The organism is Mesorhizobium sp. Pch-S (assembly GCF_004136315.1).
Classification (GTDB): Bacteria; Pseudomonadota; Alphaproteobacteria; order Rhizobiales; family Rhizobiaceae; genus Mesorhizobium.
Genome location: NZ_CP029562.1, coordinates 4,429,416 through 4,445,802, shown reverse-complemented (window position 1 = coordinate 4,445,802; position 16,387 = coordinate 4,429,416). Strand labels below are relative to the sequence as shown.

15 protein-coding genes are annotated in these 16,387 nt (G+C 60.7%); 7 read left to right on the top strand and 8 right to left on the bottom strand.

Annotated features, from left to right (window positions below; translation table 11 throughout):
- Position 1 precedes the first annotated feature (1 nt).
- A complete protein-coding gene (locus C1M53_RS20865) occupies positions 2-928 on the top strand; it encodes a DMT family transporter (RefSeq protein ID WP_245488227.1) in 927 nt (308 codons plus the stop codon).
- 8 nt (positions 929-936) lie between these two features.
- Here C1M53_RS20865 and C1M53_RS20860 read toward each other — a convergent pair whose 3' ends face one another.
- From C1M53_RS20860 to C1M53_RS20835, 6 genes are read right to left on the bottom strand one after another with little or no spacing between them, the layout of a single operon-like run.
- Entirely contained in the window at positions 937-1,773 is an 837-nt protein-coding gene (locus C1M53_RS20860) for a phosphodiesterase (protein WP_129413970.1), read from the bottom strand.
- Entirely contained in the window at positions 1,773-3,329 is a 1,557-nt protein-coding gene (locus tag C1M53_RS20855; RefSeq protein ID WP_129413969.1) for an ABC transporter substrate-binding protein, read from the bottom strand. Before C1M53_RS20855 ends, C1M53_RS20860 begins: the two co-directional genes overlap by 1 nt.
- A 45-nt stretch (positions 3,330-3,374) precedes the next feature.
- The gene (locus C1M53_RS20850) at positions 3,375-4,247 is read right to left on the bottom strand and encodes an ABC transporter permease (protein ID WP_129413968.1); all 873 of its coding nucleotides are present in this window, start codon (positions 4,245-4,247) and stop codon (positions 3,375-3,377) included.
- Positions 4,244-5,176 (bottom strand): ABC transporter permease, encoded by a 933-nt coding sequence (locus tag C1M53_RS20845; RefSeq protein WP_129413967.1) that lies wholly within the window; start codon positions 5,174-5,176, stop codon positions 4,244-4,246. The genes C1M53_RS20850 and C1M53_RS20845 overlap by 4 nt, the downstream gene beginning before the upstream one ends.
- Entirely contained in the window at positions 5,173-6,180 is a 1,008-nt protein-coding gene (locus tag C1M53_RS20840) for an ABC transporter ATP-binding protein (RefSeq protein WP_129413966.1), read from the bottom strand. The genes C1M53_RS20845 and C1M53_RS20840 overlap by 4 nt, the downstream gene beginning before the upstream one ends.
- Entirely contained in the window at positions 6,177-7,139 is a 963-nt protein-coding gene (locus C1M53_RS20835; RefSeq protein ID WP_129413965.1) for an ABC transporter ATP-binding protein, read from the bottom strand. The genes C1M53_RS20840 and C1M53_RS20835 overlap by 4 nt, the downstream gene beginning before the upstream one ends.
- Before the next feature lie 225 nt (positions 7,140-7,364).
- Between C1M53_RS20835 and C1M53_RS20830 the strand changes: the two genes are divergently transcribed.
- From C1M53_RS20830 to C1M53_RS20820, 3 genes are all read left to right on the top strand, one after another.
- A complete protein-coding gene (locus tag C1M53_RS20830) occupies positions 7,365-8,273 on the top strand; it encodes a LysR family transcriptional regulator (protein WP_129413964.1) in 909 nt (302 codons plus the stop codon).
- Positions 8,274-8,437: 164 nt separating this feature from the next.
- On the top strand, positions 8,438-9,583 hold the full coding sequence (locus C1M53_RS20825) for a pyridoxal phosphate-dependent aminotransferase (protein WP_129413963.1): 1,146 nt from the start codon (positions 8,438-8,440) through the stop codon (positions 9,581-9,583).
- Positions 9,584-9,594: 11 nt separating this feature from the next.
- Positions 9,595-10,467, top strand: coding sequence for an isocitrate lyase/phosphoenolpyruvate mutase family protein (locus tag C1M53_RS20820; RefSeq protein ID WP_129413962.1), 873 nt, complete (start codon positions 9,595-9,597; stop codon positions 10,465-10,467).
- A 365-nt stretch (positions 10,468-10,832) separates the two neighbouring features.
- On the opposite strand, the gene wrbA is transcribed toward C1M53_RS20820, so the two are convergent.
- A complete protein-coding gene (gene wrbA / locus C1M53_RS20815; protein WP_129413961.1) occupies positions 10,833-11,432 on the bottom strand; it encodes an NAD(P)H:quinone oxidoreductase in 600 nt (199 codons plus the stop codon).
- A gap of 342 nt (positions 11,433-11,774) precedes the next feature.
- On the opposite strand from wrbA, the gene C1M53_RS20810 reads away from it, so the two are divergent.
- Genes C1M53_RS20810 through C1M53_RS20800 form a run of 3 tightly spaced genes read left to right on the top strand, consistent with a single transcriptional unit; the run spans position 11,775 to position 15,345 of the window.
- Positions 11,775-12,749, top strand: coding sequence for a VOC family protein (locus C1M53_RS20810; protein WP_165358197.1), 975 nt, complete (start codon positions 11,775-11,777; stop codon positions 12,747-12,749).
- Positions 12,750-12,755: 6 nt separating this feature from the next.
- The gene (locus tag C1M53_RS20805) at positions 12,756-13,931 is read left to right on the top strand and encodes an iron-containing alcohol dehydrogenase (protein ID WP_129413959.1); all 1,176 of its coding nucleotides are present in this window, start codon (positions 12,756-12,758) and stop codon (positions 13,929-13,931) included.
- A 10-nt stretch (positions 13,932-13,941) separates the two neighbouring features.
- On the top strand, positions 13,942-15,345 hold the full coding sequence (locus tag C1M53_RS20800; RefSeq protein ID WP_129413958.1) for an amidase: 1,404 nt from the start codon (positions 13,942-13,944) through the stop codon (positions 15,343-15,345).
- A gap of 45 nt (positions 15,346-15,390) precedes the next feature.
- On the opposite strand, the gene C1M53_RS20795 is transcribed toward C1M53_RS20800, so the two are convergent.
- Complete coding sequence (locus C1M53_RS20795; protein ID WP_129413957.1) at positions 15,391-16,287, bottom strand: LysR family transcriptional regulator; 897 nt, start codon at positions 16,285-16,287, stop codon at positions 15,391-15,393.
- Between the last annotated feature and the right edge of the window lie 100 nt (positions 16,288-16,387).

Below are 16,387 nucleotides of genomic sequence, written 5' to 3'. Positions count from 1 at the left end.
GATGTCTGTCTCCCAGCCCCGGGACATCGCCGCAAGAGGCATGGTCAATGACTACGTGCTGCTGCTGTTGATGTCGGCCTTCTCGGGAGCGACGTTCGGTCTGATCAAGATCGCCGTCGAGACAATCCCCCCGGCGACACTCGTCGCCTGGCGGACTGCCCTGGCCTGCGCGATGCTGCTGGCATTCATGGCCTATCACCATATCAGCCTGCCGAGGACGCGGGAGGAATGGGGCGCGCTCGCACTGCAGGCCTGTTTCAACAGCGTGATCCCCTATACGCTGATTGCCTGGGCCCAGCAGACGATCGACACATCCGTCGTCACGATCCTGAGTTCCACCACGCCTGTCTTCGCCTTCCTGATCGGCGCATTCGTGACCCGGCGTGAAGTTTCCAGTGCCAAGCGGATCGCCGGCGTGGTCCTCGGCCTTGTCGGCGTTGTCCTTATTGTCGGTCAGAACGCTCACGGCGCATGGCTCGACGGATTGCCGCAGCAGGTTGCCGTTGTTGGCGCAGCGGTCTGCTTCGCGTTCTCCGCGACACTCGGCTGGCGCTTCCGCCACCTCGATCCTACGGCACCGGCGGCGGGTTCCCTGCTGTGCGGCGCGATGGTTCTGATCCCACTCAGTTTCATCCTCGATGATGGTTGGCAGGCCACACCATCCGTTCGATCCCTGGTTGGCCTGGCGGCGCTGGTGATTTTTCCCACCACGATCGGCTTCGTGCTCTATTTCAGGCTTCTCAGATCGCTGGGTTCGGTCGTGACCACTGCACAATCCTATCTGCGTGTTCCGATAGGCGTTGCCATCGGCGTCATCTGCTTCGGCGAAGCCCTGACCGCGATGCAATTTGTTGGCCTGGCACTGGTGCTGACAGGTGTGGCGGCCATGGCCGTCACACATCGAGCTGCGGACACGGATCGATCCTAGATCCCCGTTCAGGCAGGAATCGCGGAGTTTTCGCGCACGGCGACGTTGGTCGGACCCGGGCCCCGGCTCGTTGCGTCCCAGTGCAATCGGACCTGACTGAAATGCACGACGACATCCCGCTCATCGACCAGGATAACCGCATAGAAGGGATCCAGGATCGTGTCCCTGATCAGTTCGGTCTGGAAATCCAGCATGCCGTGATGCGTCGTCCCGGAAAGCACAGTGAAGGGAATGCCCCGCCATGAGCCGCTGACATTGCGATGCATATGCCCGAAAAACAGATGCCGGATGCGCTCCCGGAACGGGGCGAGCGTTTCCCAAAGCTCGTTGTCGCTCAAAAGGGGAATCTGGTCGATCCGCTTCAAGGCCACCCGCAGCGGCGCATGATGCATGAACAACAGCGCCGGTCGCGGGTCCAGCCGCAGCCGCTCGGCCAGCCAGTCGAGCCGCCGCCGGCACAGCGTGCCGGCGTGCTCACCCTCCATCCAGGTGTCGAGCACGATGCCCTGTTGCGAGCCGAGGTCGATCTGCGCCTGCACCGAACCCGTGCTGGCATCCATCGCGCGGGGGAACACATGCGAGAACGTTGCCCGTCGATCGTGGTTGCCCAGCGTCAGGTAAACCGGTGGCAGGCGATAGTCGGCGAGGATGTCGCGCAGCAACTCGTAGGACGGCCGATCGCCATTGTCGGTGAGATCACCGGAGACAACCACCGCCATGGCGTCACCGTGCTCGGCCTCGATCTGTTCCAGGCAGTCGCGAAAACGCCGCTCCGGATCGAGCCGCCGCAGCTCCGTTCCGGGCGGCACCAGATGGATATCCGTGATTTGAATGATCTTGATCATCAGATACCCCGCATCGTCGCTGCATTGAACGGCCCGAAATCCATCGGCAAAGCGGGATACGGCGCCCAGGCGACGGTTTTTTTCTTGGCAAAGAAGCCGCCGTTGCTGTGCAGGATGATGAATGGGACCTGATCGGCGATGATCTCGAGCGACCGCAGCTGCAGTTTGCGACGCGCGTCGGCATCGCTGCTCTGCTCGAACTTGGCACCGATCTCCTGGTATTCAGGCGAATTCCAGATCGCCAGCTTGTTGAGGCCACCGCCGGGCCCATACTGCCGCCATACCATCGCGGTCGGGTCGGGCCAGGCAGGCACGATCGATTCATCCCACACAGCACCGATCGGCTTCTGGTAGACCTGGCTGAAATTCTCCATCGGCTGCAGGGCGATGTTGAGGCCGACCGCTTTCCACATCTCGGCCAGAACCTGCGCGGTCAGCACCTGGTTCGGATACCAGTTGTTGAGCAGCCTGTAGGGGATCGGTTCGCCACCATAGCCGGAAGCCTTGACCAGTTCGGCGGCCCGTTTGGGATCATGGACAACCGCCGGGAACTCGGGAAGGTAGACGTCGCCAAAGATCGGGTACTGTGCGCCATTCGGAACCGCTATGCGGCCGGCCCACAATTGCTTGACGATCAGTTCGCGATCGATGGCGAGGCTCATGGCCCTGCGAATGTTCGGGTCGGAGAGCCAGGGAGCGGTGGTGTCGATTGCCAGGATTCGCATGTTGAGGATGGCGCCTCCGAGCAGATCCAGCGCATCATTGCCCCCGATGGCATCGAACTGGTCGCGCGGCAGATCGGAGACCAGGTCGTAATCTCCGGCCAGCAAGCCGTTGACCCTCGAGGCGCTTTCGGGAACGACACGGAACTCGATCCGCTCGAACGGCGGGCGACCGCCCCAGTAGTCGTCATGCGCCTCCAGGATCAGGCCGACATCCTTGCGGTTTTCCTTGATCTTGTAGGGTCCGGTCCCAACAGGAGCCTGAAACCAGGCCTGCCAGCTCCCAGCCTTCTCGAAGGCAGCCTTGCTCACGATCTGGCATGACCAGGCTGCTAGTTTCTTCTCGATTGCCGGATCAGGCGCCTTCGTGGTGATGCGGACCGTCTGGGAGTCCGCTGCAACAACAGTATCGATGTTGCGCTGGTATTGTGCGGCAACCGTAGCGCCCTTCCCCTCGGGCCCCTTGCGGCGCGTCTCGCTCAAGGAAAAGACGACATCGTCGGCGGTCATCGTCGAGCCGTCATGGAATTTGACGTCTGGCCGCAGGACGAATTCCAGCGTGGTTGGGTCCAGCCTGCGCCAGCTTTGGGCGAGAGCCGGCACGACCTTGAGATTGTCGTTGTAGTCCAGCCGCAGCAGCGCGTCATAGACGTTGTAGAGCGTCCGCAAGGTCGGCGTATTGTTGGCCATGACGGGATCGGTGAAGTCGGGCTGGGCCGGCAGGGCCACCACGAGGCCGGACCTGCCCTTTTCGGCGAGCGTCGGCCGGGCGAACGCCGAAAGCGCGACACTCGCCGCCGCGGTCTTCATCAAAGTCCTTCTGGTGATCGGCATGGGAGCGCTCCTGCTGAGGTCGGTGTTTGCGAGGATTGGGACCGCCTAGCGCAATCCGGTCCTTTCGAACCGATCGCGAAGCCAGTCCCCGACAAGGGATACAGACAGTGCCATCAGGGAAATGGTCGCTGCGGGAATGATCAGGATCCAGGGCGCGGTTGCGAGGTAGTCACGACCATTACCGACCATGGAGCCAAGCGACGTAGCCGGCGGCTGGACGCCGAGGCCCAGGAAGCTCAGTCCGCTCTCCACCAGCACGATCTCGGGAAACGCAATGGTCATCGACACGATCAGCGTCGCCATGACATTGGGAAGGATGTGGACAAGGTAGATCCGTGCCGGACTTGCTCCGAGCTGCCAGACCGCCCCCGCATAGCCTTGAGTGTTGGCACTGAGAGCAAGGCCGCGTGCGATGCGCGCATAGCGTTCCCAGCCATGCAGGGCCAGCAGTCCTATGAAGATAACCAGCGAGTTGCCGATGAAAGCGAGGATCGCCAGCGCCAGGATGAGGAACGGCATCGTCGCCTGGAAATCGACCAGCGCCAGGATTGCCTGTTCGACCGTCCCCCTCACATGCGCGGCCAGAAAGCCCAGCAGCGTCCCGAGAATCGCACCCAGCAGCGTCGCACCACATGCGATCAGCACACTCATCTGGATCGACACGAGCAGACGGGACAGGAGATCGCGACCGAGTTCGTCGGTTCCCAGGGGATGCGCGAAACTGCCGCCAAATCCGACTGGCGGGGCAAGCCGGTCGAGCAGATCGATTGCCGTGTGGTCATAGGGCGCCAGCCATCGGCCGAACAGGCCCAACGCCAGCAGTAGGCCGAGCCATCCAATCGCGCAGCATATGCTCGCGGAAGGAAGGCGCCGCGGCTCCATGCCAAGCTGCTCTTCCTGTTTGACGGCGTCGCTCATGCGCCACCTCCATGGGTAGAAGCGCGAAGACGCGGGTCAAACAGGCTGTAGAGGATGTCGGTAACGATGTTAGCGGCGATCATCGTTGCCGCCACGAAAAACAGCAGGCATTGAACGACGGCCAGGTCACGGCTCGCCACCGACGCCACGAGCAAGCGACCGACACCTGGCCAGGAGAACACGTTCTCGACCACCACGGCGCCGGCGATAAGCTGCCCGACGAGGAAACCGAGGATTGTCACCATGGGAATGGCAGCGTTGGGCAAGGCGTGGCTCAGGATCGTCAGCCGCCACGGCACTCCCTTTGCACTTGCTGTCCGGACATAGGGTCGGTCGAGGACCTCGAGCAGCGCCGCACGGGTGTACCGGGCAAGCGTTGCCGCGTTGCCGACGCCAAGCGTCACGATCGGCAGGATCGCATTCGTCCAATGCTGCGCACCGCCGGATGGCAGGATCCCGAGCCATACGGAAAACACCAGAACGAGCAGCAGCCCGAGAACGAAAGACGGAACCGTGAATCCTGCGACCGCACCCAGCATGATGCCACGGTCAAGACGGCTGTTGGGATTGAAGGCGGCACATATGCCTGCGGTGACGCCGATGGCTATGCTGATCACGAGCGCCGGGATGGTTATCGCCAATGTGATTGGAATGCGCTCGGCGACGACGGTGAACGCATCGCGCCCATCGCGCATCGACACGCCAAGATCGCCGCTCAGGATGGTGCGAAGATAGGTGAGGTACTGAACCAGAACAGGCTGGTCGAGACCCCAGGATTGCCGGAACGCAAGCAACGCCTCGGGCGGCGCCTCGTTGGTGAGAATGGCGAGCGCGGGATCGCCAGACAGTCGGAGCACGACGAAGGCGAAACTGACCACGATCAGGATGGTCAGCAGCGCGCGTGCCAGTCTTACGACCACGAACGTCATGCGACTGTCCTCGCGATGGCCGCCGGCGTGCCGCCCGTCGGCAGCAGGTGGCACGCGACCCGGTGGGACGGGCTGGAAGCGGGACGAAATGCCGGAACCGTCTGGCCGCAAGCGTGGACAGCACCCGCACAGCGCGGATGGAATGCACAGCCGGGCTGCCGCTGTGTCGGGCTTGGCGGCTCGCCACGAAGCAGGATACGGTTGGGGTTCAATCCGTGAACACCGGGCACGGATGAGATCAGGGCCTGCGTGTAGGGATGGCGTGGCGCCTCCAGCACCTGTCTGGTCGGCCCTTCTTCGACGATGCCGCCGAGGTACATCACCGCCACGCGGTCGCTGACCTGACGGAGCGCGCGCAGGTCATGGCTTATGAACAGGATCGCCACGCCCGATACCGATTGGATTTCTGCGAAAAGGTCGAGAACCTGCGCCTGGACCAGCATATCCAGTGCCGAGGTCGGTTCGTCGCACACCAACAGATCCGGCGACGTCGCCAGCGCCCTTGCCAGCACGGCGCGCTGCCTCTGGCCGCCTGACAGTTCGCCGGGCAATCGCTTTCCCTGAGCCGCAGTGAGGCCGACGGCGTTTAGCAGGTCGCCCACACGCTCATCCATCTGGGCCTGCGATCCGAACCTGTGGATCACCAGTGGTTCACGGATCTGCGCAGCGATCGGCAGCAAGCGGTCCAGCGCCGACAGCGGATCCTGAAACACCATTTGCATGCGCGCGCGAGACCGGCGCCATTCCGCGCTGCCAGGCGGGGCGAGAGGGCTGCCATCGAAGTCCACGCTGCCGCTATCGGCTGCCTCAAGGCCAAGAATCAGGCGCCCGAGCGTGGATTTGCCACACCCGGACTCTCCGACGAGACCGAGCGTTTCGCCGCGCTGAAGCTTCAACGTGACGCCGTTGACCGCGCGCACCGGCTGCCCTTTGCTCGTCAGGGGCCTGCGCGATCCGTAGGTCTTTACGAGGTCTCTGGCCTCGACGAGGGGAACGGCGGTCATGCGGCGTTTTCGACAGTAGCCTTGACCGATACCCGGTCTGGCGATGGTGCGTGATCCGCCGGGTTCCTGCCGGTGTTCCAGGCCGGAGCTGCAGCGACCAGCCGCCTTGTGTAGGAATGCTTCGCCGATCTGTGGAGATCCCGGATCGAAATCTCTTCGACGACAACACCGGCATCCATGACATAGGTCCGCTCACAAACATCAGCGACGACGCCTAGGTCGTGTGAGATCATCACAAGCGCCATTCCCATGTCCCGCCGAAGCGCCCGCAGCAGATCGAGAATCTGGGCCTGGATCGTCACGTCGAGACCGGTCGTCGGCTCGTCAGCGATTAGGATGGCCGGTCGTGCGGCCAGCGCCATCGCGATCATGACACGCTGGTTCTGACCACCCGAGAGTTCGAATGGATAGGAGCTGAGCCGCCGTCTGGCTTCCGGAATCCCGACCTGGTCCAGCAACCGCTTCGCTTCTTCCTGCGCAGGCTGGCCGGTCATGCCGCGATGCAGACGAAGCACCTCGGCAATCTGCCAGCCGACGCTACGAACCGGGTTGAGCGCTGCCGCGGCATCCTGGAAGACGATGCCGATTGTCCCGCCGCGCAGACGCTCCAGCGTCGACCGGGAAGCGCCGAGGATCTCGTTGCCACGAAGCAGGACACTTCCGCCGATTTGTGCGGTCTTGGGCAAAAGGCCCATTGCGGCGAGCCAGGTTATCGACTTGCCACTTCCGCTTCCGCCTATCACGCCGATGCTTTCGCCAGCGTCGATGGCGAGGTCGATGCCGCGCAGGATGCGCGCGCCGCCAAAGGAAACGGTCAGATTTCGAATCTCGATCAACGGAACGGGGCTGGCGACAGGCGCAGCCGCCTCATCCGGCCGGAGATGCAGGCGGGCGATGTTCGGCCCGACGTCCGGACCAATGAGGCCGGCACGCCGGCCCTGAGAATTTGCAGTCAACATGTGCATTCCGTCTGCCCTGATGTCGGCGCCTGCCGTGCTTCAATCGCAACCCGTCTGCAGGCCTGGATATGGATGGATGGCGACTCGTCTTACGCTATCGGCCGCATTGCAATTGACGCTTTTCGGGCTATCGGCCTGCTGTTACGCTCCTGTGACAATCATCGAATAATTCGAACCAAATACGTTCGATTGTGATCCGCCGTCATTTCCGGAAAGAGACCTGTTTTGCCCGAGGGACAAGAATCGTTGCCGCTCAATTCCGTGCGCGCTTTTGCCGTCATCGCGCGCGAAAGGAGCGTGACCCGGGCCGCCGCGGTGCTGGGCATCGCGCAAAGCGCCGTCAGCAGGCATCTCGCCGTTCTCGAGGCTTACCTTGGCTCGAAACTTGTCGAGCGGCGGGGACGCAATTCGGAACTCACCGCTTTCGGCAGGCTCTTCGCAACCGCGGTCAGCGAGCCGCTCGACACGATCTATTTTACAGCGCAGCGCATGAAGCGCCGGCAATCGGACGTGAACCGCATTCTTGTCAGGACGTCGCTGCCAACCTTCGCCTCGACGCTCCTCATCCCGAATATCCAGGCGTTTTCAACGGAGGCCGGTGGTGCCGTCGTGGACGTTGTCACGACGCTCTCCCAGCCGACATCCGCCGACAACTTCGATGTGCTGATCACACGTGATCTTGCCCTTGCCGAGCCTTCCGACAGATGGGTTCTTCTCAACGAGGATCTGGTTTGTGTCGGGTCTCCGCGACAGGTCTCCGGCAAGGACATCGACATCGTCACGCGCGTTCCGATCGTTTCCATAACGTCACGCCCCGATGTCCTGCCCACCTGGCTGAGGGGGATGGACATCCGTCAGGACGATATCAAGCTGGGGGCCCGTTACGATCATCATTATCTGGCGCTTCCGGCGATCGCACACGGCAGAAGCCTGCTGGTGACCCCGGAAGTCCTTGTTCGCGACCTGATCAGGCAGGGACTGCTGGAGGTCGTCAGGGGCACACGCACACCGAGCGGCATGCAGTATCACGCCCACGCGGTGGATCGCAGCCAGAACCTGGACCTGGCACGGATGTTCTGCAGATGGCTGGTGCGCCTGTGCCGCGAGGAACCGGCAAAGGCGAAGTCGGGCTGAAGTCACATCGAAATTGTCGATGGGCAGCATTCAGTTGCTAGATGGCCCGGGTTGCTCCGGAAGAATGAAATACGTCAGACCGGCCGCACCGTTTGGCCGGGGTATTCGCATTGACACTCGTTTCACGCCGTCTCCAGCTTGTCCGACCTTCTGAAACGAAAGCGATGACCGCGCGCGCCACGGCTCTGAGGAACGGTGGAGTCAGCGTCATCGTGCTTAGCCAGGGTGAGCCGGATTTCCCGACTCCGCCATCGATCCGCGACGCTGGCGTGCGCGCCATCGGCGAAGGCCTCACGCGCTACACGGCAGTTGCCGGCGTCCTGCCGCTGCGCCAGGCAATCTGCGCCAAACTCAGGCGCGATTATCAGCTGGACTACGATGTCGATCAGGTCACGGTCGGCTGCGGCGCCAAGCAGGTCATCTTCAATGCACTGTATGCGAGCCTGGATGCCGGCGACGAAGTGATCATTCCAACCCCATGCTGGGTTTCCTATCCCGATATGGTGGCCCTGGCAGGTGCAACGGCGATCCTGGTGCCATGCGAACCGGAACACGGCTTCAAGCTCAGGCCGGAAGCCCTTGCAGCCGCCATCACGGAACGCACGAAGTGGCTGGTGTTGAATTCGCCCAGCAACCCGACCGGCGCCGTCTATTCGGCACGTGAGCTTGCGGCATTGGCCGAGGTCCTGAGGGATCACCCGCAGGTGCATGTCCTCTCGGACGACATCTACGAGAAGCTTATCTATGATGTTGCCTTCGCCACCATCCTTGCCGTCGCTCCGGAGCTTTCCGAGCGCGTTCTGATCGTGAACGGCGTCTCGAAGGCGAATGCGATGACGGGTTGGCGGGTGGGTTACGCTGCCGGACCGATGCACCTCATCAAGGCGATGAATACGATCCAGGGCCAGACGTCATCGCACACCAGCTCGATCTCCCAATACGCTGCGATCGAAGCCATCGGCGGTGACCAGTGTCATGTCGCGGACTTCAGGGCAGAATTTCAGAAGCGGCGTGATCTTGTCGTCGACCTTCTCAACCAGGCACCGGGCTTGACCTGCGCCGTGCCGGACGGCGCCTTCTATGTATTTCCGTCATGCGCGGGATTGATCGGCAAACGCACCGCGCAGGGAAAGCTCATCACCTGCGACACCGACTTCACGAACTATCTTCTCGACGACTTCGGTATCGCGACCGTGCCAGGGTCTGCCTTCCTGGCGCCATCCTTCCTGCGAATTTCATATGCGTCGTCGCGGACCGAACTCGATCTGGCCTGCAAACGCATCATCGATGCGTGTGAGGCACTGAGGTGAGGATTTCGATCATGAGCAAAGCGACACGCTTGCGCCGGGCAATGGTCGAGCAGGGCCTGGTCCACATCATGGCGACACACAGCCCATTGTCGGCCATCCTTGCCGAGCAGGCCGGGTTCGACGGATTGTGGGCATCGGGCTTCGAGCTCTCGGCGCTCTACGGGCTTCCCGACATGAGCCTGATCTCGATGACCCAGCATCTCGAAATGCTTCGAGCCGTTGCCGGCAGGACATCCCTGCCGATCGTCGCCGACATCGACACCGGATACGGCAACGCCATCAACGTCATTCACGCGGTGCGGGAATATGAACGGGCGGGTGCCAGCGCAGTCGTCATCGAGGACAAATCATTCCCGAAGGTCACAAGCCTCGCCGTTGACGGCAATCATGACCTGGTTCGTGTGGAGGAATTCCAGGGCAAGATCGAAGCTGCGATCGCCACGCGATCGGATCCTGACTTCCTCGTCATCGCGCGCACCGAAGCGCTGATTGCCGGGTTGGGCGAGGCCGAAGCCCTGTCGCGTGCCCGCGCCTATGAACAGGCTGGGGCCGACATGATCCTGGTCCACTCCAAGAAGAAGGATCCTGGCGAGATCGAGAGCTTCTCGAAGGCCTGGAATGGCAACATCCCCCTGGTTATTGTCCCCAACGCCTACCCGGAGCTCAGCACGGCACGCATACGCGCACTCGGCAACATTCGTATGATCATCTATGGGAACTACGCGATCCGTGCCGCCGCTACGGCCATGAGGGAGACATTCCTTCGCGTGATCGCGGATGGCGGGGTCCAGCAGGTGCATCGGGACCTGCTGCCCGTGGAGGATGTCTTCCGGCTGCAGGGGATGGAAAGCGTCCGCACCGACGAGCAGCGCTTCCTGCGATAGCTGTGCCGATCAGTCTGGCATCGGCATCTCATGTTGATGGCAGGGAATGGATCGACTGTCCCGTCTCGTTGCGCCGCAAGCCGCGACCTGGCGAAGACTTCGGCAAGTCTGCCAGCAAGCAGCTGACAAACAACGATAATGGTGGGCCCGGAGGATGCGTGCCGCGACAAGAAAATCAATGGCTTGGCGGGTGGTTAGCCAACCCATATCCCTCGTATGATCTCAAATGGAGTGAGCGGGGGTGCCCGTCGCCTCGCTCACTCATCGAAACTTGATTGAGCGGAGCGCGAGCCCAGCTCAATTGAAGGCAGCGATATCTCGTTCGTTCTCCCGAGAAACGCTGGGAGAGCATTCGCGCGAAAGCTTCAACCCGCCAGTTTCGCCGCGACCTCCGCGATATGTCTTCCCTGGAAACGCGCACCTTCGAGTTCAATATCCGAAGGCTGCCGGCTGTCATCGTTGCCGGACAGTGTAGAGGCTCCATAAGAGGAACCGCCGACGATCTCGTCCATGTTCGTCAGACCAGGATAACTATAAGGCAGGCCGACAACGATCATTCCAAGATGGAGCAAGACGGTGTGGAAGCTGAGGATCGTGGCTTCCTGTCCACCATGCTGGGAGGCTGTCGAGGTGAAAACGCCGCCGACCTTCCCTACCAATTTGTTCTCGAACCACAGACCGCCGGTCTGATCCAGGAAGTTCTTCATCTGAGCTGCCATCATTCCGTAACGGGTCGGCGTCCCGAAAATGATAGCATCATAGGTCGGAAGCTCTTCGACCATGGCGATTGGCGCAGATTGATCGAGATGATATCCTGCTTGGTGTGCGATCATTTCCGGAACCAACTCCGGAACACGCTTGATCGCGACCTCCGCACCAGCCGCTCGGGCACCTTCGGCAATCGCGTGCGCCATGGTCTCGATATGACCATAAGCTGAATAATATAGAACCAAGATCTTTGCCATCACGCTCTCCTATGTAAAGCCGGTGGCATGTATTGCGTTGCTTGAATGCGCGTAAGATAGGTCCATGCATAATTGTGTTGTGAAAATCACAACACAATGCGAAGCCGACTAGCCCTCTTTTCCCAAGGCTTTGCTTCGTCTTTGGCGATCAGCGCCGTTCCATCATCCGCAACACGGTTTTGCTCCGCCAGGCGATTGTGGCGCCGGCTCACGGCGTCCTTAATCCACGCCATCGGCGCTTCCCTGCAAACGAAGCCATCCAGCAATGGCGCTGGTCGGCGAACGCACTTGCATGAGCGAGGTCATCGGCCGAGCGCTCGACACTTCAACCAGGAGGAAAAAATGGCTCAAGATGCACGCGTACGCGGCTACCATCACGTAACGTTCTGTGTCGGTAGTGCCCAAGAAGATTACGATTTCCACGTGAAGGCGTTAGGACTGCGCCTGGGAAAGAAAACGGTTCTCTTCGATGGCCAAGAACCTATCTATCACTTGTACTACGGCAATGGTTCGGGTGACGAAGGCACACTCCTGACCTCCTTCCCCATGAGCTGGCGGCCTCGAGGTCAACGGGGTTCGGGACAGGTAACCTCGATCACTCTGTCTGCTCCTGCAGGAAGTTTGTCATTCTGGAAGCAGCGTCTCACCAATCACGGTTATCACACGGAATACATTGAACGCTTCGGCGAACGCCGTGTCGTCTTCGATCATCCGGCAGGCATCGAATACGAGATCATGGAAAGCGTCTCATCTGAACCCTCACCATGGACTGGCGCAGGAGTGGATGGTGAGGTTGCCATCCGCTCTATCGGAGCCGTTACCGTCTCGGCGCGTGATATCCCAGAATTCGACGCTTTCCTGAAGGACGGTATGGGTTTCGCACAGATCGCGTCCGACGGCCCACACTATCGCTATGCCATCGACGACGGAACTTCCGGGAAAATACTCGAAGTTTTACATGAGCCGGAAATGCCCCAGGGAACGTGGACGTTCGCGCAGGGGGTTGTCCATCACATAGCATTCGACATGGGTGATCGCCAAACGCAGCAAAATCTGAAACTCCACCTGGAGGGTCTCGGGTTCACAGATGTCTCCGAGCCGAAGGACCGCAACTACTTCACCTCAGTCTACTTCCGAACTCCAGCAGGCGTGTTGTTCGAAGCGGCGGTAACCAATGAAGGCGGCTGGTTGAAGGATGAGACCCTCGATTCGCTCGGCGACAAGATCCTTCTGCCGCCATGGCTCGAGAGCGAAAGGGGAAATATCATCCCGCGCCTTGAACCCATCGTCGCGGAGCCGGCCATATTGGCGGACTGACGACCAATGAAAGGCTCACTTACCAGCGACACGACGGCGTCAGAAATTGACGCCGCCACTGCTGCCGAGGGCCGTTATCAGGCCCTTCCGCTCAAAACGGTGATCTGGGGCGAGGGAAGCCGTTTTCGCATCGGCGAAGAACTCGATCGCCTTCGAAAACCTCGAGCTCTGTTGATCACCACCAAGAGCCTGGAAGCAGAGGGCGGTCTGCTGCGAGGGCTCATCGGAGCCCTTCAGCATCGGTTTTGTGGACTTGCGCAAACGGTTCCGGCCCATGTCCCTCTGACGTCAGTACTCGCGATCGCCGAGCTTGCCCGTCGGAGCGACATTGACGTGCTCGTCGCGTTCGGCGGTGGAAGTGTGATCGACGCGGCAAAAGCGGTTTCGCACGTCCTTTCGAACGAGCAAGATCACGCTCCTCTTGTCGGCGCCGTGCCAACGACGCTGTCCGGAGCCGAGTTCTCGCATTTCTTCGGGATGACGGAGAAGGACGGGGAGGAAACGTTCAAACGCAGTTTCGCAGAAATTTCCGCGACCCCGGCTCTTGTCGTTCTTGATCCGGCTGTAACCGCTGCCACACCCGAAGCGCTATGGCTGAGTTCGGGGATCAAGGCGCTCGACCACGCGATCGAGGGGTTGCTCTGCTCCCCTACCCCGCAAATTACGGATACCCTGGCTTTGGCTGGCATTCAGCGGATGGTCCGAGCTCTATCGTCACCCGAATGGAGAGCCGTCCCGGTACGCCTCGAAGCGCAGCTCGCTGCCTGGAGTTGCTACTTTGCTGCCGCGAATGTGCAATTTGGCCTCAGCCATCGCATCGGTCACGTTCTTGGTGGATCGTTCGGAGTTCCACACAGCCTCACATCGTGCATCACTTTGGCTCCAGTGATGGAAGCTTTTGCAGCAATCGATCCGGAGCGCCTAAACACGATCGCTGCGGCGCTAGCCCCAGCGGATTCCTATGCCGGACATGGCAGTACGGATCCTTGGGAAGCGGCCCTCAGATTGAGGGAGCTTGTCATCCGGCTAAGACTGCCGACGCGTCTGCAAGACATCGGTTTCGCGCAAAGCACAACTCTCAAAATCGCGGCTCTCGTTGCCGAACGATACCCCGCTGCGGCCGAGCGCCTGGGGCCAGGATGGCGCCAGGAACTCCCACGCCTTATCGAAGCAATGTACTAGGAAAATCGATATGTTTCCGGATGAAAACCTGTCGGCGCGTCAGCTGATTGACGCGTTTCGTGTTCGCAAACTCTCGCCCGTCGAAGTCATTCAAGCAGCGGCGCGACGGATAGATCAGATCAATCCATCGATCAACGCGTTGACGACGCTTTGCCTGGATCGGGCGCTCGTCGAAGCTCGGGCGTCGGAGCGACGCTACTTGGAGAATAAAGCGCTGCCCCTTGATGGCGTTCCGTTCGTTGCAAAAGATCTACTCGACACCGCCGGCATCCGTACGACATATGGCGCCGTTCATTTCGCCGATCATATCCCCACCAAGGATGCCGTAGCTGTCGAACGTCTGCGGACTACCGGTGCCATCCTGCTCGGCAAAGCCGCCACACATGAGTTTGGCTGGGGTATCACCACGACGGGCCGGCTTCATGGACCGACCCGCAATCCGTGGAATCTCGACCGCGTGCCTGGAGGTTCCAGTGGTGGCTCGGCAGCTGCACTTGCAGCTGGTTTGGTCCCGATCGCCATTGGCTCTGATACCGCCGGTTCCATTCGCATCCCGTCAGCCTTCTGCGGAACCGCCGGGCTGAAACCAACCCGCGCTCGCATACCCGTCGAGGGAGCTACTGCACTTGCGCCCAGCCTCGATCACATCGGACCGATGGCCCGTGTTCCATCCGATCTCCCGCTCGTCCTTGCAGCCATGGACGGACGGTTGGCTGGCCAGGCATCGTCCGATTTTTCCCAACACAACCCGACCGATCTGCGGGGGCTGCGCATAGGGGTGGTGCGCGATATGGATACAGTCGAACTGGCGTCCGACCATGCCGCGGTGTTCGACCGCGTATTGAGCAGATTAAGGTCGCTCGGCGCAGAAATCATCGAAATTGCGTGGCCATTACCCCAGCTCAGCGATCCCTACGCGATCCTTGCCCCGATGATCCTCGCTGAAGCGCACCACTATCATCAATTGATCCTACGCACCTTTCCCGAACGCAAATCGGAATACAGCAATGCCGTTTTGGATCGCCTCAAGCTGGCAGGTGCCACTACATCTTCTGCCTATTTCAAGGCAGTGGAACGGCGAGCAGATTTTCGGTCGGGCATGGAACGTATCCTGTCACAGGTGGATGCGATCGTAAGCCCTGTATCGGCAGGCTCTCCAGCGTCCATCGGAACCGACTACGTCGATCACCGTGGCTCGAAAGTCGAATTTCGTAAGCTTGTGATGAGCTACACGGCGCCACAAAGCCTGTCGGGACTTCCGTCTTGTGCGGTCCGCGCCGGTTTCGACATCGACGGCTTGCCGATCGGCATTCAGTTCACCGGGCGAGCCTGGGACGATGATCGTATCCTGTGGCTGTCGGACGTCTTCGGGACAAGCGATCCTGAGATTTCACAGCGCTGGCCAAAAGCTTAGGCGAAGACGCTGGCAGAAATCCGAACAGTCACGTTCAGCGGGCCGTCAGATAAAGGCGCGCTGGAAATGCTCGGCGAGATGTTCGACGACAGCGCGCGCGCGGCCTGGAAGACGAGCGCTTGAGGGAAACAGAGCGAACACGCCAACCTCCGGCAGTGCGAAATCCTCAAGCACGCGAACCAGTTTTCCTTCTGCGACATCATGCTGGACAATGAAGTTCGGCAAGCCCACCAAACCCCGGCCGGCGACAGCTGCTGTCAACAGCGCATTGCCGTCATTGGTGCGCAGCCGGTATTTGGTGCGAGTGGCTTTCCAGTTCCCATCGACCATGAAACGCCACTGGTCACTCGGATTCATGTTCGTGTAGGCAAGGCATTCATGGTGCTCCAGGTCGTCCGGCGTCATGGGGCGGCCTTTTCTTTCAAGGTATTGCGGGCTGCAGACAACACAACGTCGGACGGTACCAAGCCGTCTTGAGACAAGAGCAGAATCCTTCAGGTCACCGATCCTGATTGCCAGGTCGAAACCACCTGCAACGATGTCGGCATAACGGTCATTGAGATCCAGATCGGCTTCCAGCCCCTCATGCAGTGCCATCAACGTCATCAGAGCCGGCAGCACATGCAGCGTCCCGAGATTTGTCGGCGCCGTTATGCGCACCAGCCCTCGGATCGCGACGGCGCCGGCACCAACGACTTCCATTGCCTCGTCAATGTCATCCAGTGTTCTGCGCGCACGCTCCAGGAACCCACTGCCTAATTCCGTCAGAGTAACCGCATGCGTGGTGCGGCTTACCAGCATCGCCCCCAATCGGCGTTCCAGCGCACTTAAGCGACGGCTCACAACGGATTTGGATATGCCGAGACGATCCGCTGCTTTGGTAAAACTTCCCGTTTCGGCCACGTGCAGAAACGCTTCCAGTTCTTCCAGGCTCGGGCGCATATCGTTTGCTCGTGCTGTTGCATAGCGCGCAACGCGCTTTTCTAAACATCACAGGTACCATCCAATCTTGCAACAGCTAGATTTCACTTGCCGGCAAATT